The following is a 24,278-nucleotide window of genomic DNA, read 5'->3' as shown; positions in this document are numbered from 1 at the left end:
TCTCTTTTCCGGGGCATTATACCGCGCTGGGCGCGGCGGCCTCCTTCTTCGGCCGCCCCGCTTTCGGGGCCTCCGCCTTCCTGGCCTCCACGCTGCCGCGCGAAATCCAGGTGCGGCCGTCGTCCTCGAAAGACTCCAGGAGGCCCGCCTTCACCATCTGGGACACGCGCGACGGGGTCACCCCCAGCTCCCGCGCCGCAGCGGCGGCGGTCATGCGCGCGACGGTGTCCTTCCCCGCATTGACGGCGACGACGAGGCGCTCCCCCCCGTGCTCCAGGGCGTTCCCGAAAGTGGGGGCCGGGAACGGCAGCCCGTGCATCGCGCGGTGCTCCATCTCCGTCTGGAGCCAGTCGGCGGCCATCTCGGCCACTTCGGCCATGTCGCGCCCCTGGGTGCCCCCGTCCATGTCGAAGGGGAACGCGAGGAACAGGCCCTCGTCCTCGAAGACCTCGAACTCGTAAACATGAAGCATTTTCGGCTCCTTCCCGATGGGGAGGGGCGGGGCTATTTCAGCCCCGCCTGCTTTTTCATCTCCTCGAAGAGCTTGTTCCCGATTTCCGTGTGCCTCCCGAGCGTCGTCCATCTTCCGTCGGGGTGGACCAGCCTGTCGTGGTTGGTTCCTTTCACGATCGCGAAGCCCTCCTCCTTGAAAAACCTCACCACATCCTTTCGCTTTACCATCGGCTTTCCTTTCATCCGATGAATATATTATAAACATTTGTATAGTATTTTGCAATAGAAATCTATATAAAAGTTTATAATTTTCTACAGGTCGAAGTCGAAGGGCATCACGGCGTAGACCACCTTGCCGATGATGGTCACCAGCGGCGTGTCGTCCTGGCCGTAATCGAACATGATGGGGCGGTACGTGGGGTCGTAGGAGTCCGGCAGCAGCTCGCACCCGTTGGCCAGCTGCCGGTAGCGCTTGATGGTGGCGGAATCGCCGTTGACGCATATGGCGAACAGGTCGCGGTCGTTGGTCGGCTCGGCCTCCTCCGGGTCGACGAGCGCGTAGTAGCCGTTGATGATGCGGCGGTTCACGCTGTCGCCCTCCACGCGCAGCAGGAACGAGGCGGGGTGCTTGCCCATCACCTCTTCGGGCACGGGGGCGTGGCGCTCCACCTCCTGCATCTCCACGGGCGTGCCCGCGGCGATGGCGCCGTAGACGGGGACCTGGATGAACGAGGCGCTCAAATCCGGGAGCTTCGATTTCGCCGGGCCCCCGAACTTCATGGACGCCCAGTCGATCTGCAGCGTGTCGTAAATCTTCATGACCGTGTCGAAGCCGGCGCTCATTACCCCACGGTTGATTACGTTGTACACGGTTGTTGGGGGAAGGTCTGCAGCGCGAGAGAATGCGGCAACGCTTCCGAACTTCTGAACCATTAGGTCTCTAAGGCTCTCGTTGAAAACAGCAGTCTCGTTAGTCATTCCATGTTCCTAACATTTTTCTAGCATGTAATTACCAAACAAAATTACCATTCTGGGTATTTTCTTGTAAATATCTATTGACAAGTTTACCAAAGTTGGTAACCATTCGTCATGCTGCATCTACCAAATTTGGTAGAAATCTGGTAGCAAGCTGGCACCTTGACAACCGAATCGAGCGCACGGGCGAGTGCCCGGAGCGCGACCCGTCCGGGGGAAGCCTCCGGCGGGTGCAAGTTCAGGTTCGGAAGAAAGGGGGTAACCGAGTGAAATGGAGGGATTCGTTTTGGCTTGCCGGGTTCGCCGTCGGCGCCTACATGGCTTGGAAGGCGCTGACTATCGCGTTCGCATGAGCCATGGCGCCCGCAAGCGCCATGCAGGCGCTGCCCGACAGGAAGCCGCGCAGGACCGATGCGGCGAAACCGGCCGCGTTTTGGGCGATGCCCGCGGCCAACCGGGGGATGGAGGATTCGCGTTTCCCCTTAGCGGTCAAGCGCGCGCACCACACCCGGTTGTCGGCGAAGAGAAGGCCGTCCACGAGGCCGAGCTCGTCCAGCTCGCCATAGAGCTCGCGAAGGTCCGCGGCCTCTTCGTCTGCGAGCGATTCGAAGCGGGCGCCGAATGCGGCATCGCCGTTCTTGCGAAGCCATCGGAGCTCGCGGAACTGGTACCACGCTATGGACATGACCCCTCCCGTCCTCGTGCGTATGCGCGTGCCAAAAGATTTTACAAGAGAAAGGAAGGAAGAAGTGAGCGAAATCCAACTGTTCGACAGCCCGGAGTTCGGGGCCGTGCGCGCCATGGTGGACGAGGGCGGAACCGAGCTGTTCTGCGCCAAGGACGTGGCCATGGCGCTCGGTTACGCAAACCCGAACAAAGCAGTGAGAGACCACTGCAAGGGGGGAACTAAACGTTATCCCCTTGAGACACCAGGGGGAACCCAGGAAGCGCGCTTCATCGCGGAGCCGGACGTGTTCCGCCTCATCGTGTCGAGCAAGCTGCCGACCGCGCAGAAGTTCGAGGCGTGGCTGTTCGAGGAGGTGCTGCCCGCCATCCGCAAGCGCTGGGCCTACGTGGCGGACGTGCCCGGCGAGACGACCGAGGAGCTGCTGGCGCGGGCGCTGCTGGCCGCCAGCGACGCCATGGAGCGGCAGAAGGCCCGCATCGAGTCGCTGGAGGGCGAGAACGAGCGGATGCGGCCCAAGGCGCTCTTCGCCGACGCGGTGTCCACGTCCGACAGCTGCATGCTCATCGGGCAGTTCGCGAAGCTGCTGCGCCAGAACGGCGTGAAGGGGATGGGCCAGAACCGGCTGTTCGCCTGGATGCGCGACAACGGCTACCTGGGCAAGAGCGGGGGCAACCGCAACGTCCCGCTGCAGAAGTACGTGGAGCAGGGCCTGTTCCGCGTGAAGGAGACGGCCGTGACCCACTCGGACGGCCACGTGTCGGTGAACCTCACCACGAAGCTGACCGGAAAGGGCCAGACCTACTTCGCCCAGAAGTTCCTGGGCGCCGGCCAGTCGGTGATCGAGTTCTAGGAAGGAGAAGGAATTGGGCGGAAAGAAGCTGAAGAGAATCCGCATGGAGCGCGGGATGACCCGCCGCCAGGTGGAGGACGTCACGGGCATCAGCCAGGGGACGATCATGAGCCTTGAGTGCGGGAAGACCACGGGCGGGAACATCGGCACGGCCGTCGCGCTGGCGAAGTGCTACGGGGTGACCGTGGACGAGCTGCTGGCAGATGATGGGCGATGAGGTTCGCGGAGATGGCCGGGGCCCTGGGGTGGAAGCCGAAGCTCACCTACACGGTGGCCGAGGTCGTCCACGCCACCGGCATACCGGCCACGACCGTGCGGGACGAGATCTCGCGCGGGAACTTGAAGGCCCGGGTCATCGGGGCGAAGAAGCTGGTGGTTCTCCCGGAGTGGGTGGACGAGTGGCTGGCCCTGCGCGAGGGCGGCGAGCCCGCGCCGAGCGAGCGGGAGTGCCTGGCCCAGCTGCTGGAAGAGGTCAGGCAGCTCCGGGAGGACATCAGATGGATGAGGAGATAGGAGGAAGCATGCCGGAGAAAAGGGCGACGCCCCGCCAGTTTTGGCGAACCCGGGGCGTCGATAGCGCTGGCTCTGCCGAGTACAGCGCCTACATGCTACCAGAGGACGGCGGGGAAGACTACCCGCCGTGGGTCTACGCGGTCGCGCTGGCGGCCGTCACGGGGTGCCTGTGGGCGCCCCCGCTCGCGGAGGCGCTGTTCGCGGCGGCGGGCCTATGAGGGCGGTGCTGGAGATAGACGGGCGCATGCCCGACCTGAACGACTGGCGCGACGCCATCCAGACAAGCCCGCACAAGGGCAACGACATGTGCCACGAGAACGCCAACCGCGCGAGGAAGCTCGCGCTGCAGCAGCGGCTGCCGAAGTTCGATGGGCCGGTGATGATCACCTTCTATTGGATAGAGCCGAACTCCAGGCGCGACCTGGACAACATAGGCGGCTCCGCCCGCAAGTGGATCATCGACGGGCTGGTGAAGGCGGGTGTGCTTGGAAACGACTCGCAGAAGTGGGTGCGCGGCATCCAGGAGTTCGTGGCCCACGACCCGCTGGAGCCGCGAATCATCGTGGAGATAACGGACGAGATGGATTTCCTGAAGAAAGGACTGTGATGGAACCGGTGAAGATCACGGCACTGGAGGCCGAGAACGTGAAAAGGGTGCGGGCCGTGGAGCTGCGCCCGGAGAAGGACGGGCTGACCGTCATAGGCGGCCGCAACGGCCAGGGCAAGACGAGCGTGCTGGACGCCATAGCCTGGGCGCTCGGCGGCGACCGCTTCAAGCCGAGCCAGCCGCACCGCGAGGGCAGCGTCAACGACCCGCGCCTGAAGGTGGAGCTGTCCAACGGGCTCGTGGTGGAGCGCAGCGGGAAGAACTCGGCGCTGAAGGTGACCGACCCCTCCGGCAAGCGGGCGGGCCAGCAGCTGCTGAACTCCTTCGTGGAGCAGCTGGCCATAGACCTGCCGCGCTTCATGGAGTCGAGCCCCAAGGAAAAGGCCAAGACCATGCTGGAGGTCATCGGCGTGGGGGAGGAGCTGTACCGCCTGGAGGCGGCGGAGCGGAAGGCCTACGACGAGCGCACCGCCGTGGGCACCATGGAGCGCCAGAAGCGGGCCCTGGCGGAAGAGATGCCCTTCGACCCGGACGCGCCGGCGGAGCCCGTCAGCGCGGCCGAGGCGGCGCGGGAGAAGGCGGAGATAATCGAGCGCAACGCCGCGCTCGCCCAGGAGCGCGCCAAGGCGGACGGGATCGGCGCCCGCATGGACGCCGTCGAGAACGACATGGCCGAGGTCGACAGCCAGATGGCGCGGCTGGCCGAGCAGAAGGAGAGAATGAGGCTCGAACTGGAGGCCATGGCGCGCGAGCGCTCCCGGATGATGGAGGGGCTGTCCGGCAGGGCTATGGAGGACACCGCCGAGGTGGACGCGCTGTTGGAGGAAATCGACATCATCAACGCCCGCGTGCGCGACAACCAGCTGCGCCTAGCGGCCATCCGCGAGGCGGACGGGCTGAAGGAGCGCTACGACGCGCTCACAGAGCAGGTGGAGGCCGCCCGCAACGAGAAGCTGCGGCTGCTCGAAGGGGCCGCGCTCCCGCTGCCGGAGCTCTCGGTGGACGCCGGCGAGCTGACCTACAAAGGGCGCAGATGGGACGGCATGAGCGGCAGCGAGCAGCTCATGGTGTCCGCCGCCATCGTGCGGGCGCTCAAGCCCCAGTGCGGCTTCGTGCTGGTGGACAAGCTGGAGCAGTTCGACCCGCAGACGCTCGCAGAGTTCGGGCGGTGGGCGGAGTCCGAGGGCCTGCAGATAATCGGCACCCGCGTGGCCGACGACGACACCTGCGCCATCGTCATCGAGGACGGGGTGTCGAAGGCCGCGCCCGACGGCGGGCAGGCGGCGCCGGCGCCCATGGCCGACCCCTCCAAGTGGGTGATCTAGATGGCGCTCAACATAACGCGGGGAGTGGTGCCCAAGGCCCAGAAGCTGGCGGTGTACGGCGTGGAAGGCGTGGGCAAGACCACTCTGGCGTCCAAGATGCCCGACCCGCTGTTCATCGACACCGAGGGCGGCAGCAGCTACCTGGACGTGCGGCGCCTGGACACGCCGAAGAGCTGGACGGCCCTCATGCAGGACATAGACGAGGTGATAGCCGAGGTTCCCTGCTCCACGCTGGTCATCGACACCGCCGACTGGGCGGAGCGCCTGTGCAGCGAGTGGGTGTGCAAGCGCGAGGGCAAGGCCTCCATAGAGGACTTCGGGTACGGCAAGGGCTACGTGAAGATGGCGGAGGAGTTCGGGCGGCTCCTGGACAAGCTCACGGACGTCACGGGCGCCGGGATGCACGTGGCGCTCCTGGCCCATGCCGAGGTGCGCAAGTTCGAGGAGCCCAACGAGGCGAGCGCCTACGACCGATGGGAGCTGAAGCTGTCGAAGACCGGGCAGAAGAAGATAGCCCCCATGGTGAAGGAGTGGGCGGACGCCCTGCTGTTTTTGAACTACGCGCAGATCATCGAGAACGTGGCCAAGGAGGGGCAGGCCCCCAAGTACAAGGCGCGGGGCGGCAAGCGCACGGTGTACGCAACCCACCACGCCTGCTGGGACGCGAAGAACCGTTGGGGGCTGCCGGACGAGTTCCCGCTTTCATGGGAGGCCATAGCGCCCCACATGCCCGACCTGCGCCCCTCCCTGCGGGCCCAGGCGGCGCCCACCGCTCCGGCGCCCGCGGCTCCCGCCGCCCCTGCGGCGCCCCCCGCACCGGCGGCCGTGCCCGGCGGTGAGCCGGTGCCGCCCTACTGGGCGCCGCTGCTGCAGCTGATGGCGCCGAAGGGGGTCGTCCCGGAGGAAGTCCGCAAGGTGGCCGCATCGCTCGGCCACTTCACGCCGGAGACGAAGCTCGCCGCGCTGCCGGAGGAGTACATCGCCGGCTTCTGCGTGGCCGAGTGGCCGAAGCTGGAGGCGAAGATTTTGGAAATGCGCGCGGCGGAGCCCGTGCCGTTCGATTAGGCGAGAGAAAGGACGAAGGGAAAGATGGCTGAAAACGACAAGGGATACGCGCTCGACTGGGACATGACCGAGGCGGAGGCGGGCGAGGGCTACGAGTCCGTGCTGCTGCCGGAAGGGATCTACCAGTTCGAGGTGCGGAACATGAAGCGGGAGCGGTTCGAAGGCTCGCCCAAGATGGCGGCGTGCCCGCGCGCCCACCTGGAGCTGAAGGTGACGGCGGCGGACGGGACGTCCTCCATCGTCCACGAGCGCCTCATGCTCAACTCCAAGATGGTGTGGAAGGTGGGCCAGTTCTTCGAGGCCATAGGCGCGCCGCGAAACCCCGACAGCGACAAGGTGATGATCAACTGGAACGCGGTCGAGGGCAAGGCCGGGTGGCTGAAGCTGAAGGTGCGCTCCTACACGACCAAGGACGGCGAGGAGCGGCAGTCCAACGAGGTGGCGGAGTTCCTGCGCCCCGGGGACGAGCGCATCCCGGCCTCGGCGTTCGCCCCCGTGTACCAGCCGCCGCAGCCGGTGCAGGCGCAGATGCCGGTGCCCGTCGCCCCCGCCCCGGCGCCGAACCAGTGGACGGTGTAGGATGGGGGCCTTCGAGTTAAGGCCGTACCAGGAAAAAGCAGTCAGCTCCATTTTGGGAGAATGGGAGGGTGGGCGAAAGCGCACCCTCCTCGTTTTGCCCACCGGGTGCGGGAAGACGCTGGTCTTCTCCCAGGTGGCCAAGCGGCGCGTCGACGACGGCGGCCGCGGCCTCATCCTGGCCCACCGGGGGGAGCTGCTCGACCAGGCGGCCGACAAGGTCATGAGGGCCACGGGGCTCGGGTGCTCCGTGGAGAAGGCGGAGCGGACGGGGGAGGGCGAATGGTTCCGCCTCACGGTCGGCTCCGTCCAGTCGATGATGCGCGAGAAGCGGCTGGCGCGCTTCCCGAAGGACTGGTTCGACTTCATCATCATAGACGAGGCGCACCACGCGGTGTCGGAGTCCTACCAGGCGGTGCTGCGCCACTTCGACGGCGCGGACGTGCTGGGGGTCACGGCCACCCCCGACCGCGCCGACCGCAGGAACCTGGGGGCCGTGTTCGACTCCGTGGCCTACGAGTACGCGCTGCCGGAGGCCATCCGGGACGGCTACCTGTGCCCCATCGAGGCGCAGACCGTGCCCCTGTCCATCGACCTGTCCGCCGTGCGCCAGTCGGCGGGGGACTACTCGGCGGGCGACCTGGGAACGGCGCTGGACCCGTACCTGGAGCGGATAGCGGACGAGATGCTGGCGGCGGGGTGCGCGGAAAAGCGCACGGTGGCGTTCCTGCCGCTCGTGTCCACGTCCAAGAAGTTCCGCGCGATTCTGGAGGGGAAGGGCCTCCGCGCCGCCGAGGTGAACGGCGAGAGCGAGGACAGGGCCGAGGTGCTGGCGGACTTCGACGCCGGCCGCTACCAGGTGCTGTGCAACTCCATGCTGCTCACCGAGGGCTGGGACTGCCCGGCAGTCGACTGCGTGATAGTGCTTCGCCCCACGCGCTCCGCGAGCCTCTACCAGCAGATGGTGGGGCGCGGCACCCGCCTCTCACCGGAGACCGGCAAGGAGCGGCTGCTCCTGCTCGACTTCCTGTGGCACACGGAGCGCCACGACCTGTGCCGCCCGGCGCACCTGGTCGCGTCCACCCCGGAGGTGGCGGACGCGATGACCGCGAGGCTCGAAAGCGGGGAGCCGATGCTCCTGGGCGAGGTCGAGAAGGCCGCCGAGCAGGACGTCATGGCGCAGCGCGAAGAGGCGCTGGCCAACGAGCTGAAGGAGATGCGCAACCGCAAGCGGAAGCTCGTCGACCCGCTGCAGTACGAGATGAGCATAGGCGAGTGCGACCTGGCGGGCTACGTGCCGTCGTTCCCATGGGAGATGGCGCCGGCCACGGACAGGCAGAAGGCGGCGCTGGAGGCGGCCGGCATATTCCCCGACTCCATCGAGTGCGCCGGCAAGGCGTCCCTCGTCCTCGACAAGCTGGCCAAGCGCAGGAGCGCCGGGCTGGCCACCCCGAAGCAGATACGATTCCTGGAGGGGAAGGGCTTCAGGCGAGTGGGGGAGTGGCTCAACTCGGACGCCTCGAAGATGATCGGGCGGATTTCCAGCAACGGCTGGAGGGTGCCGCGCGGCGTCGACCCCGCGTCCTACGCGCCGGAGGGGGTCAGGCCATGAGCGGAAACTACCCGGACGATTACAACCCCTTCCTGCCAGGAGGCCCCGACTGCCCGGCGCCCATGCAGGAGTGCGACCGTTGCGCCCGCTGGGAGCCCTGCCCGTGCGGGTGCGGCTGGGGATGGTGCGGCGAGAGGGAGGACATGACCGCCCCCGACAGGGGCGAGGTGTGCGAGGAGGCGGAGCTGACGTGGCCAGAACGAGGAAGGAGGAGCAGATGCTCCTGTACATAGCGGGCCCGGTGACGGGCATAGAAGACGACAACCTGCCGGCCTTCGAGGAGGCCGCGCGGAAGCTGAGGGCAGCCGGCCATCGGGCCGAAATCCCGCACGAGTTCGTGACAGCGGGAACCTGGCGCGGCGCCATGTGCCAGTGCATAGGCCGCATCGCCTACCGGTGGGCGACCGAGCCGGAGGACGCTTTCGGCCTGGCCGTGCTGGAAGGCTGGGAGGAGAGCCGCGGAGCGAAGATGGAGAAGGCCGTGGCAGAGGCCATGGGCATCCCGGTGAAGACGGTGGGCGAGTGGACGGAAGGAGGCAAACTGTGAGCGGGTTCTACAGGTTTCCGGCGATGGCGAAACTGAGCGAATGGGACAACGCGCAGCAGATCGAAAAGATCGACGAGGAGGCCAATGAGGCTCAGAGAGCCTACTACGAATCAGATAGCGAGATTCCCTACGGAGTCGAGCTGATGGACATAATCCATGCAGCAGAGACGGCTCTTCGAATGAATTTCAATGACAACGAGGTGTCGCACCTGCACGAGCTTGTCATCGAGAAGAACAAGAAGAGGGGCTACTATGGCTGACCTCAGGAACGCGCGGTTGCGCAAGATGATTAACGACGCCACCGCCGAGTGCCGCGCCTGCGCCCGCGAAACCTGCACGGAAAGCTGCTGGGAGATGCTCCAGTTGCAGTTGGACGAAATCCTGAACGAGGCGCGGAAGGGGGCTGGAGATGAGCGATGAGCTGAAACTGTGCCCGTTCTGCGGGAGCGGAAACCTGAAGATTAAGGGCGGAATAGGGCGCTATGTCAAATGCCTCGACTGCGAGAACGGCGCGCACCTGCCGGGACGCGGCTGCACCGCGAACGACGGCGATGCCGTGGCCGCCTGGAACACCCGCGCCGCCGTCACGGAGGAGCAGTTCGCGGTCGCTGTACACAACGGCGAGGCGTGGCAGAAGGTGCGGGAGTGCCACGACGTGGACGAGTCCAGCAACTTCTTCAGGTGCTCGCAATGCGGCTGCGAGATCATGCGCTGCGTCGACGGATGGAAGCCGCTGTACATGGGCGAAGTTAACTTCTGCCCGAACTGCGGAGCGAAGGTGGTGATGTAGGTGGAGTCCATCATCGCCGCTTTCTTCTCATTCCTCCTGCTGTGCGTTGTGTTCACGGCGGCGGTGGCCGCAGGCTCAATCATAGCCATGTCGTTTTTGGCGCTCATCTGGCCGCACGTGTCCAGGCTCTACGATGCCTGGAACGACTGGTTCAAGCGGAGGACGGGATGGTAGCCCGGGCCGCCCTGGCGGCGGTGCTGGTGTCCCTGGGGCTGGTGCTGATCCTGGGGGCGGGAGAGGCGGCGAGGTGCGGGCGATGAAGAAGGTGCTAGATCCGTGCTGCGGCAGCAGGATGATGTACTTCGACAAGCAGGCACCATCGGTCATGTTCTGCGACAGCCGCAGCGGAATAAGCGAAACGCTCTGCGACGGGCGCGTTCTCGAAATCGACCCCGACGTTGTGGCCGACGTGACGGCGATCCCGTTTGATGACGGGCAGTTCAACCTGGTGGTGTTCGACCCACCGCACCTTGACGTTGGTGATGGCTGGCAGGTGAAAAAGTACGGGAAGCTTCCCGATAACTGGCGCAAATTTATGACTGAGGCGTTCGGCGAGTGCTGGAGAGTGCTGGCAATCGGAGGCACGTTGGTTTTCAAATGGTACGAGTACCGCATATCGCTTTCAGAGGTGCTCAAATGCGCCCCGTGCCAGCCCCTGTTCGGCAACCGCCGGCCCAAGGGCAGCAAGACCCACTGGCTTGTGTTCTTCAAGGAGGGCGAGACAGGAAGTGAAACAGATTGAATGGAACGGCCGGCGCTACGTCTCGATGACGGCGCTGGCCACGAAGTTAGGGGTGCATCGCAGCAGTGTTAGTCGCGCTGCGAAGTACGGCGAGCTGCTGCGGGGGCACCAGGTTTTACTGGATGCAGGGAACGGAGGATTGGAATGGAAACAACTTCGCTAGGGTTCATAGATGGGATGTTTTTCGGCAGGGGGCGCAAGGCCGCCGATGGCCCGAAGGTGCTCGATTGGGAGCGCGCCGCCGAGGTGTGCGCGTCCACGGACGAGCCTGTGTGGGCCGGGCTCGCCGAGGACTGGGAGTACACGCACGGCCTGATCGGGGACGGGGGGGAAGCGGGTCGACGGTTACGTCTACGTGTTCTCGCAATGGGCCACGCCCGTCATCGTGGTCGGGGACGAGTACGACGAGGGCACCGAGTGCTACACGGCGGCCGGCCCGGAGTCCGATTCGGGTCTGCCGAGCTGGTGGCTGGATGAGGCGCGGGGCGGTTCTTCCGCCCGGCGGGAAGGGAGCGAATCATGAAAATCCAAGATCTTTTGAGCAAGCTGAACATGGCGGTGGACGCCGGGCAGGTCGGCCCGAACGACGAGGTGGAGTTCATCACGGAGGACGAGGGTTGGAACGACGGCTACGAGATTCTGAACACGATGGCGATCATCGACGGCGACGGCAACGCCAAGATGCTGCTCACCAGCTTCGAGAAAGTGTTCCAGTGACGGCGGGCAGGGCCGGCGAGACGTGCGGGAACTGCGCGCTGGTCTCCGGAATCGCGCTCATATGCGCTGAAATCGACCCCCGCGGCGGCTCCTGCACGGCGCGCGTCACCCACGGCGGCGACGCGGCGTGCCCGATGTTCGAGCCGGCGGCGGTGCCCGAAGGGGCGGCGTGCGGCAGCTGCGGCTGGTTCGCGCCGGAGCCGTTCCGGAGGCGCGGGGGCGCGTGCATGCACAGCTACGACCCCGAGACGCGCTCGTACACGGCGACGTCCGTCCACAACGGGCCCGACATGGACCCCGATTGCCCCGGCTACATGCCGGCGGAGGAAAAAGACCGAGAAGGAGAGAAGGAATGTTCGAAAAAAATGCAACGGCGACCTACAAGGACACCGTGGAGTTCATCTGCGACAAAACGCTGCAGGACATCGAATCGCTGTCCAAAACCAAGGACCCGAAGGAGATGATCGCGAAAACGATGATCGCGGCGGAGCGACTGGGCGCCATGGAGGAGCTCGCGGCGTTCGCCCACGGGAAGACGGAGGACGAAGTCCATCTGGACGTGAAGAGGCTCACGTTCAAAAAGAGATTCCTGGAGTCCCTCAAGAGCGCCGAGCGCGGAGAGTAGCGGGGCCATGGCGAGCGAATCCGCGCTGATCTCGGCGCTGAACCACATGGACCCGTCCCAGCTGACCTACCAGGAGTTCATCGAGGTGGGCATGGCGCTCAAGAGCGAGGGGGAGCCGTTCGAGGCGTGGGACGACTGGGCCAAGCGCGACCCCGCGCGCTACAAGGGCACGCTGCGGCGGAAATGGGACGGCTTCTCCGGCTCCGGCTCGGAGGCCGCGGTCAAGGGCGGCACCATCGTGCAGATGGCGAGGGACCGGGGCTGGGAGCGGGAGCGCGACCTCGGCGAGGCGCTCTCCTGGGACATGGACTCGGCGCCGGCGGAGCGCCCGTCCGAGGCGCGCGTGGTCGACCCCACGTGGGTCGAGGGCGCGGAAATCGACGAGCCGGGGGCCGACTGGGAGGGGTGGAAGGACCTGGAGCGCTACCTGCGCGCGGTCTTCGAGCCGGGCGAGATAGTGGGCTACGTGACCTCCTCCTGGTTCGACGCGGACAAGGGCCGCTGGCTGCCCTCGGGAAAGGGGCCGCACACCGAGACGGCCGGCGAGATACTGGAGCGCATCGCGAAGCACAAGGGCGACCTCGACTCGGCCATAGGCGCCACCGAGAGGCCGGCGGGCGCGTGGGTGCGCCTGAACCCGCTTGACGGCAACGGCGTGCGCAACGAGAACGTGAGCGAGTTCCGGCACGCGCTGGTGGAGTCGGACTCGCTGCCCATCGAGAAGCAGGTGGCCATCATCAGGGAGCTGCGGCTGCCGGTCACGGCGCTGGTCAACTCCGGGAACAAGAGCGCCCACGCGGTCGTGCGGGTGGACGCGAGGGACTACGGCGAGTACCGCCAGAGGGTGGACGAGCTGTACCGCATCTGCCGGGACAACGGCCTGGTGGTGGACACCCAGAACAAGAACCCCAGCCGCCTCTCCCGGATGCCCGGCGTCATGCGCGGCGAGCGGAAGCAGTGGCTCATGGCCGTGGGCATGGGGTGCGAGTCCTGGGCCGAGTGGAAGGAGTGGTACTCCGACCAGACGGACGACCTGCCCGACCCGGAGAGCCTGGCGGACATGTGGGACGACATGCCGCAGCTGGCCCCGCCGCTCATCTCCGGCGTCCTGCGCCAGGGGCACAAGATGCTCCTGGCCGGGCCGTCGAAGGCGGGCAAGTCCTACGCGCTCATCGAGCTGTGCGTGGCCATAGCCGAGGGGGTGCCGTGGATGGGCTTCGACGTGCCGCAGCGCGGCGGCGTCCTCTACGTGAACCTGGAGCTGGACAGGGCGAGCTGCCTGCACCGGTTCAGGGACGTGTACGCCGCGATGGGGGTTCCGCCGGAGCACACGGGCAACATAGACGTGTGGAACCTGCGCGGCAAGGGCAAGCCCATGGACGAGCTGGCGCCCTCGCTCATCAGGCGGGCGCTCAAGACCAGGCCGCTGGCGGTGGTCATCGACCCCATCTACAAGATCATCACCGGGGACGAGAACTCGGCCGACCAGATGGCGCGGTTCTGCAACCAGTTCGACCTGGTGGCTGACTCCATCGGCTGCGCGGTGGTCTACTGCCACCACCACAGCAAGGGCGTCCAGGGCGGGAAGAAGTCGATGGACCGCGCGAGCGGCTCCGGCGTGTTCGCCCGCGACCCGGACGCGCTGCTGGACATGGTGGAGCTGCACATGGCCGACTGCGACCGCGAGGAGATGGAGGAGCGGTTCCAGGTGGACGCCGTGTGCTCGTTCATGGACGCCGAGGAGCAGCTGGGCGGATGGCGCACGCTGCTGGAGCCGAGGCACCTGAAGAGCGCGGCGGAGCTCAGGCGCATGGCCGGCAACTTCACGGACAACATGGGCCTCACGCCGGCGCTGGAGGAGGCCGCGGATGCCGCGAGGGCGCGGGCCAGGTCGAGGACGGCGTGGCGCATCGAGGGCACCCTTCGCGAGTTCCCCAGGTTCGACGCGGTGAACGTGTGGTTCGACTGGCCGCGCCACGTGAGGGACGAAACAGGCCAGCTGGCCAAGATGTTCGCGGAGGGGGACAGCAGCCCGGAGGCGCTGGAGGCCGGCAGGGCCAGGGGCAGGGAGCAGAGCGCCAAAAGCGCCGAGAAAAGACGGCGCGTGCGCGTGTCCGCGATGCGCGAGGCCCTGGAGCGGTGCGCCGCCGCCGGATGGAAGCCGACGAGGGACAAGGTAACCGCCATGGTCGGCGAAATACTGGAAAGCGAGGGCTACGAGCTGCCCAAGACCGGGATCAAGCAGTGGACCGTCGCGGCGGCGGAATGGAGCCCGATTCGGTCAAGGCAGGACGACGACGGCGTTTGGGTTCTCTATGACGAAGAGCTGGAGTGTGCGAGCGAAGGATGGCAGGAGGGGGTATGAGGGGTATAAAACCAGCTTCATACCCTGGGGTATGAAAAAAGGGGGTATGAGTCTTATATAGGGTTCATACGGGGAGGGGGGTGTAAACCCTATCCCTAAAGGGATAAGGAAAATACCCCACACCGGGGGGTGCAGTGCGGACACGGGAGGCGCCAAGGGCGCGCCTCCCTTGTGTCGCGCAGGACTACAGTCCGCACCGCACCCCCGCCAGTGTCCCTATGTCCCCTGAAAAAGAAAATCCACACGTGTAGAATATGCCCCAATCGGGAAAAGGAGGAAGAATGGCCGCTTCGAGAAGGAACGGTAAAAAACTGGAGACGAAGTACCCCGGGACCGTGGTGGCGGACAAGGCGGCGCTCAAGGTGCTGCTGTGCGGCTTCGTCGACAGCATGGAGGAGGGCAGCGATGACTACGTGCGCTTCTGCGACATAGCCATGACCATGACGGGAGTGCAGAGGCCGGAGGGCGGGCTGTCGGAGCGGTTCGCCGAGTCGGCGTACTGGACGGGCACTGGAAGGCCGGGCGACCCTCTCCGGGCATCGGAGCACGCGAAGCTGGTCCAGTCGCTCCTGGGCGGCGTGCCCTACGCGGGGGAGGGCCGCTGATGGCGGTCTACTCCTGCGCGGCGGAGCTGTTCGAGGCGGCGAGGGCGGCCGCGCTCGACCGCGACTCCATAGCCAGGCAGCTGGCGACCATAAAGGTGGCCAAGGGGCTGTCCGGCGTGAGCTACGAGGGGGCCTCGGTCTCGGGGACGAGCTCCGACCCCACGGGGTGCGGCCGGATGGCGGCGATGATCGACCACGAGTCCAGGCTCCGGAAGCGCATGGAGGCGGACGAGGAGCTGCTGGGGAAGTGCGCGGCCATGCTCTACGGGACGGCCGGGGACGCCGGGCTGGCCAAGGCCATGGGGCCGTCCTACGCGGACGCGCTGTTCTGGCGCTACCTGGAGGGCCGCAGCTGGGAGTCGACGGCGCGCATCCTGGGCGTGTCCAAGACGTGCGCGATGGACACCGCGGCGGCCGCGATGGACGCGGTGGACTCGTTCGGCGCGCGGCACCTTTTGAGCGGCACGGGCATAGCGGAGGATTAAAGGCGCTATGCAAATGGCCGTCAGAATCGCCCTGATGGCCCTAGGAGACGCGAAACGGAAAAACACGAGTATCTGATTGAATCGAATGTGAAACGGCCTTGGAGGGGCTTAGAACCGCCGTTCCTCCAAGGCCGTTTTTCTTTTCCCGGCGACCAAAACGACCAAAACGACCGTTTCCGACCGAAAAGACCAAAACGACCGTTTCGACCAAAAGCGACTGAAAAGACCAAAAAGACCAAAACGACCGAAACGACCGCCGCCGGGGGATGTATGGTAGGGTCGTCGAAGTTCGCGGGGGCCGTCCGAAGGGGCGGCTCTCGCCGTCTACATGGGCGCAGGGCCTCCTTCACCCCTTCCTCTGCCCGCGCCCGCCAGCCCAACCCGGAGGTGCTCCGTTGCTCATAACCTGCAGGCGCTGCGGGCGCGTCCACGCGCTCGGCTCGTGCGCCGTGCCCGAGAAGCCCAGGCGCTACGCCCGCAGCGAGGCCCGCGCCTTCCGCTCCTCGGCCCTGTGGCAGAGGACGGCCGAGGAGGTGCGCGCGCTGGACGGCAACACCTGCGTGGTGTGCATGGAGCGGGACGGAGCCGTGAACGACAGGCGCCTGCAGGTGCACCATCTCGACCCATTGTCGGAAACAGGGACCTCCTGCCCGTCCGCCACGGACGCGGCGCGCCTCGCGACCCTGTGCGAGAGGTGCCACGAGCAGGCGGGCAGGGGCGATTTCTCCAAGGAGCAGCTCCTGGAGTGGATGGCCGCCCACCGGGCCAGGTTCAGGTGAATCCCCCCCGGGCATCGCGAGATTTTCCGAGGGCGTTTTTTCCAGACCGCACGCCCAGGGCTCGCCCGCGAACTTTTCAATTAATTTTTCCCCGAAGGAGGCGCCGCATGGCCAGGTTGCCGAAATCAGTCAGCTCCGACGGCCCCGTCAAGGGCCTCACGAAGGCGGAGAACGAGACCCGCGCGGCCGTCGAGCTCGCGCAGCTGGGGGCGGCCGACGAGCTGGACCCGCCCGCGGAGTGGGACGAGGAGCGCCGGCGCGTGTACCTGTCGGTCGTGGGCGCGTTCCCAACGGACTCCCTGTGCAACCTGGACGCGCCGCTGCTGCAGGAACTGGCCATCTCGCTGCACAGAAAGCACCTTTTGGACGCGAGGATAGACGCCAACCCGCAGCTGCTGGAGGACGCGGACGTCATCAGGGCGCGCAAGCACCTGCTGGACTCCGCGACCCGGTGCATGAAGGACCTGGGCATGAGCCGCACGGCCCGCGCCCAGATCGCCGACCGCGCCGCGTCCGCCGTGAAGAAGGCCGCGACCGTCTTCGACTTCGTGGGTGACGAGTAGTGCACCCGGCCGAAGAGTACGCGCGGAACGTGGTGGCCGGCACGTTGGAGGCGCCCCACGTGGACGCTGCCCCGGCCTCCCTGGCCCCGAAGTACGTGAGGAAGCAGTGCGCCGAGTTCCTGGACATGTGGGACGGCAACAGCGAGAAGTACGTCATCGACAAGGGGAAGCTCGCCCGCATCGGGAACGTCCTCTCCGTGCTGGTCATGGCCAAGGGGCCCAGGCGCGGGCGCCCCATAGCGGAGGCGCTGGCGGGCTTCCAGTGGCTCATAATCGCGGCCCTCATGTGCGCCGTGCACCGCGACGACCCCACGAAGCGCAGGTACGAGACGGCGCTTCTGGAAATCTGCCGCAAGAACGGCAAGACGTTCATCGTGGCGGTGCTGCTCATCCTGCTTTTCTACTTCGAGCCGCCGTGGAGCCGGTTCTTCTCGGTGGCGCCGGACGGCGACCTCGCCCGCGAGATAAAGAAGGCCCTCGACCCGCTCATCTCGGTGAACGAGAAGGCGCTGCAGGGCGACCTGGTGAACCGGCGCGACTGGATCCGCTCCGAGAAGATGAACACCGAGTACCGCCCGCTGAACTACTCGACCAACCGCATGGACGGCAAGGAGCCGAACGTGTTCCTTGCCGACGAGATAGGCGCCCTTTCCACGAACTACCCCATCGAGGCCATGCGCTCCGGCCAGCTGCTGGTGCGCAACCCCCTCGGTTTCTGCATCTCGACCAAGTACCCCACCTCCAGCAACCCGCTGGAGGACGAGGTCGAGATTGCCAAGCAGGTGCTGGACGGCGTGATAGACGACGACCGCACCTTCTCGCTGCTCTACGAGCCGGACGAGCCGGACAAGTGGATGACCGACGACGCGGTGATGGCGCAGGGCAACCCCCTCGCGCTGGAAATCGAGAAGGTGTGGGACGCCCTCGGTTCCAAGCGCGCCAAGGCCATGGCCAACGAGCACCTGCGCGAGAACTTCCTCACGAAGCACTGCAACATCTGCTACCAGGGCATCGGCACCGAGTCGTACGTGAGCATCGACAAGCTGAAGAAGTGCCAGGAGGCGAACGTGTCTCCCCGCGGGGAGCGCGTCTACGTCGGCGTGGACCTGGCCATGACGTCGGACAACTGCGCCGTGTCCCTCGCGTGGAGGGATTCCGAAGGGCGGCTGTGCGCGAAATCGTGCGCCTTCTTCCCGGCGGACCGCATAGACGACAAGTCGAAGCTGGAGAAGGTCGACTACCGGCTCATGACGGAGAACGGCTGGTGCGTGCCCTGCGGGGACATGGTGGTCAGCTACGCCGACATCGAGGAGTACGTCTCGGAGACGGAGCGGCGCGAGGGGTGCGAGGTGGTGAAGCTGGGCTTCGACCGCTACAACTGCCGTAGCTCCGCGCAGAAATGGGACGCCCTCGGCATCGAGTGCATCGAGGTTCAGCAGCACTCCAGCGTGCTGCACGCCCCCACGAAGCTCGTGGCGGAGGCCGTGGAGGGCGGGACGTTCCGCTTCGGGCGCAACGACCTGCTGGTGGCCAACTTCGCCAACGCGAAGTGCACCTACGACACCAACCTCAACCGCTACATCAACAAGAAGAAGTCGAGCGGCAAAATCGACATGGTGGCCGCGCTCCTTAACGCCGTGTGCCTGCTGCAGCAGGACGAGATAGACGGCGAGGGCGACTTCATCGTCCAGTGCTAGGAGGTACGGATGGGATTTTTCGACATGCTCTCCGCGGAGAAGCGCGCCGAGGAGGCGCAGGCGGAGGACAACGAGCTGAGCGCAGACGACCTGGTGTCCTTCATGCCGGACCCGTCCCTGGCCGTCACGCGGGACGAGGCCATGGCCATCCCCAGCGTCTCGACCTGCGTGGGCATCATCGCCGGCACCATGGCGGCGCTGCCGGTGCGCCTTTACAGGACGCGCGCGGACGGCTCCGTGGAGGAGGTCGTGGGCGATTACCGGTGCCGCATGCTCAACGGCGAGACCGGCGACACCATGACCGGCCCCGACATGAAGTACGCGGTGACCGAGGACTTCCTCATGTCCGACAACGGCGGCCACATCTACCTCGACATGTACTCGCGAAAGAACCGCATCAAGACGCTGCGCTACATCCGCTCCGACTCGTGCGCCTGCAACATCGCCGGCGCGGACGCCGTCGTGTTCAAGGAGAAGGTCTACTACGCCGGCGGCATGACCATCCACCCGTCCCGCATGGTGCACGTGCTGCGGGCGTCACGGGACGGGGTGACCGGCAGTTCGGTGGTGACGCAGAACGCGGCCGCCCTGTCCGTGGCCTACCACACGATGCTCTACGAGCGAACGATGATAGGCAGCGGCGGGTTCAGGCCGGGTTTCCTCCAGTCGACAAAACGGCTGGGAAAGAAGGCCATGAACGCGCTGAGGGAGGCCTGGGCGCGCTTCGTGACGTCCGGCGGCAGCCGGGCGCTCGTCCTCAACGACGGCGTGGTGTTCAAAGAAGCCTCCGCAACGTCCACGGAGATGCAGATAAGCGAGCTGAAGAAGGGCAACTCCCTCGACATCAGCGGCATCTTCCACGTGCCGGAGCAGATAATCCAGGCCGGCAGCACCGAGGGCGCCGCGAAATCGGCCCGCGAGAGCTACACCAGGTTCTGCATCATCCCCATCTGCTCCCAGTTCGAGGCCGCGCTCAACGAGAAGATGCTCCTCGAAAACGAAAAGGAAGACCACTTTTTCAAATTCGACCTTCAGGAGCTGACCAAGGGCAACGCCCTGGAGCGGTGGCAGATTCACCAGATAGAGAAGGCAAGCGGGTGCCGCCCCGTGGACGAGATTCGCCGCGAGGAGAACCTGGAGCCCCTCGGCATCGGGTACGTGAACCTGGGGCTCAACGACGTCCTTCTGGACCCTGCCAACGGAGACCTGATCATCCCCAACATGGGGAAGGCCGTGAACATCAACGACCTCCCCGATTCCACCGATACGGGAAACGAGCCGCCGGAAGGGGGTGATAACGATGGAGGTGCTGCTTAGAAGCGACTCCGTGGAGATCAGCGGGTACGTCAACGCCGTGGGGCGCGAGTCCCGGCCGCTCGTGGACAGGCGGAGCGGGGAGAGGTTCGTCGAGGTCATCGAGCCCGGCGCGTTCCGGCGCTCCCTGGAGCGGGACGAGGGCCGTCAGATGCTCTTGAACCACCGCGCCGACCGCGTCCTCGCTGAAGAGGGCGCGGGGCTGGAGCTCTCGGAGGACCCGGTGGGGCTGTTCGCCCGCGCCGTGGTGTCCGATTCCGAGGTGATAGGGCTCGCCGCCGAGGGCAAGCTGGTCGGCTGGTCGTTCGGCTTCCGCCCCGTCTCCGTGGACGAGACGCGGGACGAGGGCGGCGTGGCGCACCGCGCCGTGCGTGACCTGGTCCTGTCGGAGGTGTCCGTGATTTCCGACGGCATGACCCCCTGCTACGAGGCCACTAGCGTGTTCACGCGGGCCGAGGGGGACGATGTGTGCTTCAGGGCCATGGAGGCCGGCGGGGTGAAGGTGCACGACCTGCGCCCGAAGGGGCCCGACCCCGCGTGGGAGGAGCGAATCGCCGCGCTCAGAAAGTAAACGGCGATGGCAAGAGGCAGGCCGCCCGGGAGGGCGGTTTTTTTATGCCCGGAAACGACCTGAAAAGGAGAAAGAATGTACAAGAAGATGATTGAGAAGCGCAACGATAAGGTCGCCGAGATGGAGGCCATCAACGGCAAGGCCATCGCGGAGACCCGCGCCTTCACCGAGGAGGAGAACGCCCAGCTGGAGGCCTTGGAGGCGGAAGTCCGCGCCATGGACGCCACCATCGAGCGCCTGCAGAACAGCCTGGAGGCCATCGAGGTGGGCGAGGGCGGCGGAGAGAACCGCGCCGAGGACACCGAGGCCGCCGAGGTGCGGGCCTTCGCCTCTTACATCCGCGGCCGCTCCAACGAGCTGCGCGCCGCCACCAACCTGGAGGCCGGGACGGAGGGCGCCGTCATCCCCAAGACCATTGCGGCCAAGATCGTGAAGCAGATCTACGACGTGTCGCCCATCCTGCAGAACGCCCAGCGCTACAACGTGAAGGGCGAGCTGGTGGTGCCCGTCTACGACGAGAAGACCTCCTCCACCGCCGTCGCCTACGCCACCGAGTTCGAGGACCTGGTGAGCGGCGCCGGCCAGTTCATCCAGGTGTCGCTCAAGGGCTTCCTGGCCGGCGCGCTGTGCAAGGTGTCCCGCTCCATGCTGAACAACTCCGACCTGGCGCTGGTGTCCTTCGTGGTGGCCGACATCGCCGAGAAGGCCGCCCGTTGGATCGAGGGCGAGCTGCTCAACGGCACCGCCGGCAAAATCGCCGGCCTTTCCGGCGTGACCCAGGTGGTCACCACCAACTACAAGGACGAGATCACCATTGACGAGCTCATCGACACCCAGGACGCGGTGCCGGACGCCCTGCAGAACGGCGCGATTTGGATCATGAACAGCGCCACCCGCAGCATGATCCGCAAGTTGGAGGACAAGATGGGCCGCAAGTACCTGCTGGACGACGTGACCGCCCCCTGGGGCAAGGTCCTGCTCGGCAAGCCCGTGTACGTGTCGGACAACATGGCGGCCCCCGCGTCCGGCAAGAAGGTCGTCTACTACGGCAACATGAAGGGCCTGGCCGTGAAGTTCGCCGAAGAGCCCGCGGTGGAGATGCTGCGCGAGAAGTTCGCCCTGCAGCACGCCCTCGGCGCCGTCTGCTGGATGGAGGTCGACGCCGCAGTGGTGGACAAGCAGGCCATCTCCTGCCTGAAGATGGGCACCGCCGCCAAGCCCGGCGCTTCCGAATAGGGGGCCGCCGATGGCAGCGCAGCTGGGGGAGCTCGACGCCGCCGACATCCCCGATGAGCTGCTGTTCGACCATTTCCGCATTGACCCCGAATACGAGGAGCCCGCGTCGCTCGACTTCGCGAGGGCGTGCCGGGCGGCCGCCTACGACCACGTGAGAGAGGCCTACGGCATAGACGAGCAGACCATGTCGGCGCACCCGTCCATCGCCATAGCGGTGCTGGCGGTGGCGCGGGACATGTTCGACAACCGCGACATGGAGGGCCGCGCCCACTCCAACCGCACGGTGGAGGCCGTCATGTCCTCGTTCGACTTCAACCTCATCTAGGAGGCGACCACCATGAGCGATTACGACGTGCTCGCCGTCATCGAGGAGAAGAAGGCGTCCCAGGACGACTGCGGGAACGTGTCCGTGTCCGAGGAGCCCGTGTGGCGCGGGTGGGTGCGGGTGCGCGAGATGGGCAGCACCGAGTACTGGCAGGCGTGCGCCGTCAACGAGCAGGAGACGGTGAAGCTGTTCGCCAGGCCCAGCGCCAGGCTCGCCCACCTCAACCCGTCCCGCTGCCGGGTGCGCCTGGCCGGCTACCCGGAGCCGCTCGACATCGCGTCGGTGGGGCAGACGGGAGGGCGCGACTCCGAGGTGCTCATCCGCGCCTCGCGGAAGAGGAGCGGGGCGGTGCCCTATGGAGACTAAGACGGTGGACGGCGCCGTGGAGCTCCATGCCGAGATGGAGCGCTACGTGGAGGAGTTCGCCGGCAAGGCCAGGGCGGACGTTGTGGAGATAGTCAAGGACGCCGGCAGGTTCGCGGTGAAGGCCGTGCGGGCGAAGTCGCCGAAGCGCACCGGGAGGTACGCGCGCGGCTGGGCGTGGTCGGAGGAGGACGCCGGGGGGACCGGGTTCTACATCCGCGTCCACAACAAGCTCAAACCGCACCTCACGCACCTCATCGAGAACGGCTACCGCCAGTTCTTCATGGGGCGCGACACCGGGAAGCGCAAGCCGGCGCGGCCCCACATCGCCCCGGCGGCGGACGAGACCGAAGAGTACATCATGCAGCGCGTGAGAAGGGGGTGACGCGATGGCCCACAGGGACATCACCCGGAAGGTGTTCGACGCCCTGAAGGGGTGCGGCATGCCGTGCGCCCACAGGACGTGGGACCCCTCGCCGCCCCCGCCGCTGCCCTACGTGGTGTTCTTCCGCGTCGACCGCAGCGACTTCATGGCGGACGACACCAACTACTTCATCCGTCCCAGGTGGTGCGCCGAGCTGTACACCGACGGCCCCGGAGACGACGAGCTGGACGCGCTGGAGGCTGCGGTCTCCGGCGCCGGATGGACTTTCGAGACGACCGAGGCCGGGGGAGACGACATAGGCAGCCCGGTGACGGCGGCAGTTTACTTCACGGCCCTCTGACGAGGGCCCTTTCTTTTAAGGAGCAAAAAACATGGCTAAGAAAAACAAGGTCAACTTCGGCCTCAAGAAGGCCACCTTCTTCCCCGTGACCGAAGACGGGCACGGGACGGCTATCCAGGCGCTCGGCGCCGTGAACGTGTCCATGGCGCCCTCCGGGTCGTCCAACCCCTTCTACGCAGAGGACACGAACTTCTATAACACTGTGTCCAACACCGGCTGGTCGGGAGATTTGGAAGTGGCCAACCTGCCCGATGAGTTCTTCACGGAGTGCCTGGGCTGGATGAAGGACAAGAACGGCGCCCTGGTCGAGGTGTCGGACGCGGTTCCCCGCGAGTTCGCGTTCGCCTTCGAGGTGATGGGCGACCAGGCGAAGCGCCGCAACGTCTTCTACAGCTGCACGGCCACCCGCCCCAACGCCGACGGCGCCACAACCGAGGAGAGCGCCACCCCGAAGACCCAGACGGTGACCATCACCGCCGTGCCCAAGGAAATCGACTGCGGCGGCGCGACCGTGTACACCGCCCGCGCCATCTTCCAGGAGGACACCACCGACGCCGAGTCCTGGGCGAATTTCTGGACGAAGGTCTGCATGCCCGCGCTCGACGCCTCCGCGCCCGTTGAGTAATGGTCACCGGCGAAATCTACGGGAGGCCCGTCGACATGCAGGGCGGGCCGCTCGCGCTGGTGAACTACCGGGGCGAGTTCGGCACCGACCTGATGGCGGACGCCATCGGGGCGTTCGGGGACGGCACCCCGGACATCGCGGTGCTGCTGCAGATCGCCTGGGCCATGGCCAAGACGGCCGACGATGCCGTATCACCGTTCCCGAAATGGATCAGGGAGTTCGACTCCCGCGAGTTCACGCTGGGCGACACCGCCGGCGCGGTGGGGGTGATCGACTCGGCCATCAGCGCCGAGCTGTTTCGTGGCAGACCGTCCCGCCGAATCCGGCGGAGGCTCGGCAGATGCCTGGACTCCCTGGCGAAACGTCTTGGCCGCCGTGCGGATGGGCTTCTCCATCGGTGAGCTGCGGCGCATGACCATGTCCGACTTCATCGCCTATGCCGATTGCGCGGCGGAGGGCGTGGAGCCCGCGGACGCGCCCAGGCAGGCGACCCAGGAGGACATAGACGCGTTCTACATGTGACGGATGGGTGCACCGCGC

Annotated in this window: 39 protein-coding genes; 35 read left to right on the top strand and 4 right to left on the bottom strand. The window is 66.2% G+C overall.

Annotated features, from left to right (window positions below; all coding sequences use genetic code 11):
• Nucleotides 1-16 precede the first annotated feature (16 nt).
• The 4 genes from DMP11_RS06270 to DMP11_RS06255 form a co-directional block, all read right to left on the bottom strand.
• Nucleotides 17-472, bottom strand: a complete 456-nt coding sequence (locus DMP11_RS06270; protein ID WP_123185656.1) for a DNA-binding protein — start codon at nt 470-472, stop codon at nt 17-19.
• 32 nt (nt 473-504) lie between these two features.
• Nucleotides 505-681, bottom strand: a complete 177-nt coding sequence (locus tag DMP11_RS06265; RefSeq protein WP_123185655.1) for a type II toxin-antitoxin system HicA family toxin — start codon at nt 679-681, stop codon at nt 505-507.
• An 84-nt stretch (nt 682-765) separates the two neighbouring features.
• Nucleotides 766-1,431, bottom strand: a complete 666-nt coding sequence (locus DMP11_RS06260; RefSeq protein WP_148041102.1) for a LexA family protein — start codon at nt 1,429-1,431, stop codon at nt 766-768.
• A gap of 310 nt (nt 1,432-1,741) precedes the next feature.
• Nucleotides 1,742-2,113: a hypothetical protein gene (locus DMP11_RS06255; protein ID WP_123185653.1), complete on the bottom strand. Its 372-nt coding sequence runs from the start codon at nt 2,111-2,113 to the stop codon at nt 1,742-1,744.
• A 64-nt stretch (nt 2,114-2,177) separates the two neighbouring features.
• Between DMP11_RS06255 and DMP11_RS06250 the strand changes: the two genes are divergently transcribed.
• From DMP11_RS06250 to DMP11_RS06100, 35 genes are all read left to right on the top strand, one after another.
• Complete coding sequence (locus tag DMP11_RS06250; RefSeq protein WP_211329077.1) at nt 2,178-2,966, top strand: phage antirepressor; 789 nt, start codon at nt 2,178-2,180, stop codon at nt 2,964-2,966.
• A gap of 13 nt (nt 2,967-2,979) precedes the next feature.
• Entirely contained in the window at nt 2,980-3,183 is a 204-nt protein-coding gene (locus DMP11_RS06245) for a helix-turn-helix domain-containing protein (RefSeq protein WP_123185652.1), read from the top strand.
• Nucleotides 3,180-3,479, top strand: a complete 300-nt coding sequence (locus tag DMP11_RS06240; RefSeq protein WP_123185651.1) for a hypothetical protein — start codon at nt 3,180-3,182, stop codon at nt 3,477-3,479. Before DMP11_RS06245 ends, DMP11_RS06240 begins: the two co-directional genes overlap by 4 nt.
• Nucleotides 3,464-3,697: a hypothetical protein gene (locus DMP11_RS06235; protein ID WP_148041101.1), complete on the top strand. Its 234-nt coding sequence runs from the start codon at nt 3,464-3,466 to the stop codon at nt 3,695-3,697. Before DMP11_RS06240 ends, DMP11_RS06235 begins: the two co-directional genes overlap by 16 nt.
• Entirely contained in the window at nt 3,694-4,086 is a 393-nt protein-coding gene (locus DMP11_RS06230) for a RusA family crossover junction endodeoxyribonuclease (RefSeq protein ID WP_123185649.1), read from the top strand. The genes DMP11_RS06235 and DMP11_RS06230 overlap by 4 nt, the downstream gene beginning before the upstream one ends.
• Nucleotides 4,086-5,411 (top strand): AAA family ATPase, encoded by a 1,326-nt coding sequence (locus DMP11_RS06225; protein ID WP_123185648.1) that lies wholly within the window; start codon nt 4,086-4,088, stop codon nt 5,409-5,411. The genes DMP11_RS06230 and DMP11_RS06225 overlap by 1 nt, the downstream gene beginning before the upstream one ends.
• Nucleotides 5,412-6,476, top strand: coding sequence for an ATP-binding protein (locus DMP11_RS06220; RefSeq protein WP_123185647.1), 1,065 nt, complete (start codon nt 5,412-5,414; stop codon nt 6,474-6,476).
• A 24-nt stretch (nt 6,477-6,500) separates the two neighbouring features.
• Entirely contained in the window at nt 6,501-7,055 is a 555-nt protein-coding gene (locus tag DMP11_RS06215) for a DUF669 domain-containing protein (protein WP_123185646.1), read from the top strand.
• 1 nt (nt 7,056) lies between these two features.
• Nucleotides 7,057-8,664, top strand: a complete 1,608-nt coding sequence (locus DMP11_RS06210) for a DEAD/DEAH box helicase (RefSeq protein ID WP_123185645.1) — start codon at nt 7,057-7,059, stop codon at nt 8,662-8,664.
• Nucleotides 8,661-8,897: a hypothetical protein gene (locus DMP11_RS10300; protein ID WP_161555316.1), complete on the top strand. Its 237-nt coding sequence runs from the start codon at nt 8,661-8,663 to the stop codon at nt 8,895-8,897. The genes DMP11_RS06210 and DMP11_RS10300 overlap by 4 nt, the downstream gene beginning before the upstream one ends.
• Complete coding sequence (locus tag DMP11_RS06205; protein ID WP_161555315.1) at nt 8,882-9,211, top strand: DUF4406 domain-containing protein; 330 nt, start codon at nt 8,882-8,884, stop codon at nt 9,209-9,211. Before DMP11_RS10300 ends, DMP11_RS06205 begins: the two co-directional genes overlap by 16 nt.
• Nucleotides 9,208-9,471 (top strand): hypothetical protein, encoded by a 264-nt coding sequence (locus DMP11_RS06200; RefSeq protein WP_123185643.1) that lies wholly within the window; start codon nt 9,208-9,210, stop codon nt 9,469-9,471. The genes DMP11_RS06205 and DMP11_RS06200 overlap by 4 nt, the downstream gene beginning before the upstream one ends.
• Nucleotides 9,464-9,631, top strand: a complete 168-nt coding sequence (locus tag DMP11_RS10295) for a hypothetical protein (protein WP_161555314.1) — start codon at nt 9,464-9,466, stop codon at nt 9,629-9,631. Before DMP11_RS06200 ends, DMP11_RS10295 begins: the two co-directional genes overlap by 8 nt.
• Nucleotides 9,621-10,001 carry a Lar family restriction alleviation protein gene (locus DMP11_RS06195; RefSeq protein WP_123185642.1) on the top strand — a complete coding sequence of 127 codons (381 nt, stop codon included), beginning with the start codon at nt 9,621-9,623 and terminating at the stop codon, nt 9,999-10,001. The genes DMP11_RS10295 and DMP11_RS06195 overlap by 11 nt, the downstream gene beginning before the upstream one ends.
• A complete protein-coding gene (locus DMP11_RS10290) occupies nt 10,002-10,175 on the top strand; it encodes a hypothetical protein (RefSeq protein WP_161555313.1) in 174 nt (57 codons plus the stop codon).
• An 82-nt stretch (nt 10,176-10,257) separates the two neighbouring features.
• Nucleotides 10,258-10,743, top strand: a complete 486-nt coding sequence (locus DMP11_RS06190; RefSeq protein ID WP_123185679.1) for a class I SAM-dependent methyltransferase — start codon at nt 10,258-10,260, stop codon at nt 10,741-10,743.
• Entirely contained in the window at nt 10,730-10,906 is a 177-nt protein-coding gene (locus tag DMP11_RS10285) for a hypothetical protein (protein ID WP_161555312.1), read from the top strand. Before DMP11_RS06190 ends, DMP11_RS10285 begins: the two co-directional genes overlap by 14 nt.
• Nucleotides 10,907-11,098: 192 nt before the next feature.
• Nucleotides 11,099-11,266, top strand: coding sequence for a hypothetical protein (locus tag DMP11_RS10280; protein WP_161555311.1), 168 nt, complete (start codon nt 11,099-11,101; stop codon nt 11,264-11,266).
• Nucleotides 11,263-11,460 carry a hypothetical protein gene (locus DMP11_RS06180; RefSeq protein ID WP_123185640.1) on the top strand — a complete coding sequence of 66 codons (198 nt, stop codon included), beginning with the start codon at nt 11,263-11,265 and terminating at the stop codon, nt 11,458-11,460. Before DMP11_RS10280 ends, DMP11_RS06180 begins: the two co-directional genes overlap by 4 nt.
• Before the next feature lie 352 nt (nt 11,461-11,812).
• Nucleotides 11,813-12,085, top strand: coding sequence for a hypothetical protein (locus DMP11_RS06175; protein ID WP_123185639.1), 273 nt, complete (start codon nt 11,813-11,815; stop codon nt 12,083-12,085).
• Nucleotides 12,086-12,092: 7 nt separating this feature from the next.
• Nucleotides 12,093-14,450, top strand: coding sequence for an AAA family ATPase (locus DMP11_RS06170; protein ID WP_123185638.1), 2,358 nt, complete (start codon nt 12,093-12,095; stop codon nt 14,448-14,450).
• A 281-nt stretch (nt 14,451-14,731) separates the two neighbouring features.
• Nucleotides 14,732-15,055, top strand: coding sequence for a hypothetical protein (locus DMP11_RS06165; protein ID WP_123185637.1), 324 nt, complete (start codon nt 14,732-14,734; stop codon nt 15,053-15,055).
• Nucleotides 15,055-15,540 (top strand): hypothetical protein, encoded by a 486-nt coding sequence (locus tag DMP11_RS06160; RefSeq protein ID WP_123185636.1) that lies wholly within the window; start codon nt 15,055-15,057, stop codon nt 15,538-15,540. The genes DMP11_RS06165 and DMP11_RS06160 overlap by 1 nt, the downstream gene beginning before the upstream one ends.
• Nucleotides 15,541-15,806: 266 nt before the next feature.
• The gene (locus DMP11_RS10690) at nt 15,807-16,319 is read left to right on the top strand and encodes an HNH endonuclease (protein WP_123185635.1); all 513 of its coding nucleotides are present in this window, start codon (nt 15,807-15,809) and stop codon (nt 16,317-16,319) included.
• A 107-nt stretch (nt 16,320-16,426) separates the two neighbouring features.
• Nucleotides 16,427-16,882, top strand: a complete 456-nt coding sequence (locus DMP11_RS06150) for a hypothetical protein (RefSeq protein ID WP_123185634.1) — start codon at nt 16,427-16,429, stop codon at nt 16,880-16,882.
• On the top strand, nt 16,882-18,579 hold the full coding sequence (locus DMP11_RS06145; protein ID WP_123185633.1) for a terminase large subunit: 1,698 nt from the start codon (nt 16,882-16,884) through the stop codon (nt 18,577-18,579). Before DMP11_RS06150 ends, DMP11_RS06145 begins: the two co-directional genes overlap by 1 nt.
• A gap of 9 nt (nt 18,580-18,588) precedes the next feature.
• Complete coding sequence (locus tag DMP11_RS06140) at nt 18,589-19,896, top strand: phage portal protein (protein ID WP_123185632.1); 1,308 nt, start codon at nt 18,589-18,591, stop codon at nt 19,894-19,896.
• Nucleotides 19,880-20,464, top strand: coding sequence for an HK97 family phage prohead protease (locus DMP11_RS06135; protein WP_123185631.1), 585 nt, complete (start codon nt 19,880-19,882; stop codon nt 20,462-20,464). The genes DMP11_RS06140 and DMP11_RS06135 overlap by 17 nt, the downstream gene beginning before the upstream one ends.
• A 75-nt stretch (nt 20,465-20,539) precedes the next feature.
• Entirely contained in the window at nt 20,540-21,700 is a 1,161-nt protein-coding gene (locus DMP11_RS06130) for a phage major capsid protein (RefSeq protein ID WP_123185630.1), read from the top strand.
• Between the two features lie 10 nt (nt 21,701-21,710).
• Complete coding sequence (locus DMP11_RS06125; protein ID WP_123185629.1) at nt 21,711-22,025, top strand: hypothetical protein; 315 nt, start codon at nt 21,711-21,713, stop codon at nt 22,023-22,025.
• Nucleotides 22,026-22,037: 12 nt separating this feature from the next.
• Nucleotides 22,038-22,391 carry a hypothetical protein gene (locus DMP11_RS06120; RefSeq protein WP_123185628.1) on the top strand — a complete coding sequence of 118 codons (354 nt, stop codon included), beginning with the start codon at nt 22,038-22,040 and terminating at the stop codon, nt 22,389-22,391.
• A complete protein-coding gene (locus DMP11_RS06115) occupies nt 22,381-22,773 on the top strand; it encodes an HK97 gp10 family phage protein (RefSeq protein WP_123185627.1) in 393 nt (130 codons plus the stop codon). Before DMP11_RS06120 ends, DMP11_RS06115 begins: the two co-directional genes overlap by 11 nt.
• A gap of 4 nt (nt 22,774-22,777) precedes the next feature.
• Nucleotides 22,778-23,113: a hypothetical protein gene (locus DMP11_RS06110; protein ID WP_123185626.1), complete on the top strand. Its 336-nt coding sequence runs from the start codon at nt 22,778-22,780 to the stop codon at nt 23,111-23,113.
• 31 nt (nt 23,114-23,144) lie between these two features.
• Nucleotides 23,145-23,738, top strand: a complete 594-nt coding sequence (locus tag DMP11_RS06105) for a major tail protein (RefSeq protein WP_123185625.1) — start codon at nt 23,145-23,147, stop codon at nt 23,736-23,738.
• Entirely contained in the window at nt 23,738-24,139 is a 402-nt protein-coding gene (locus DMP11_RS06100; protein ID WP_123185624.1) for a hypothetical protein, read from the top strand. Before DMP11_RS06105 ends, DMP11_RS06100 begins: the two co-directional genes overlap by 1 nt.
• The last annotated feature ends 139 nt before the right edge of the window (nt 24,140-24,278 follow it).

It is taken from the genome of Parvibacter caecicola (genome assembly GCF_003725335.1).
Lineage (GTDB): Bacteria > Actinomycetota > Coriobacteriia > Coriobacteriales > Eggerthellaceae > Parvibacter > Parvibacter caecicola.
This window is presented reverse-complemented; position numbering and strand designations above follow the sequence as displayed.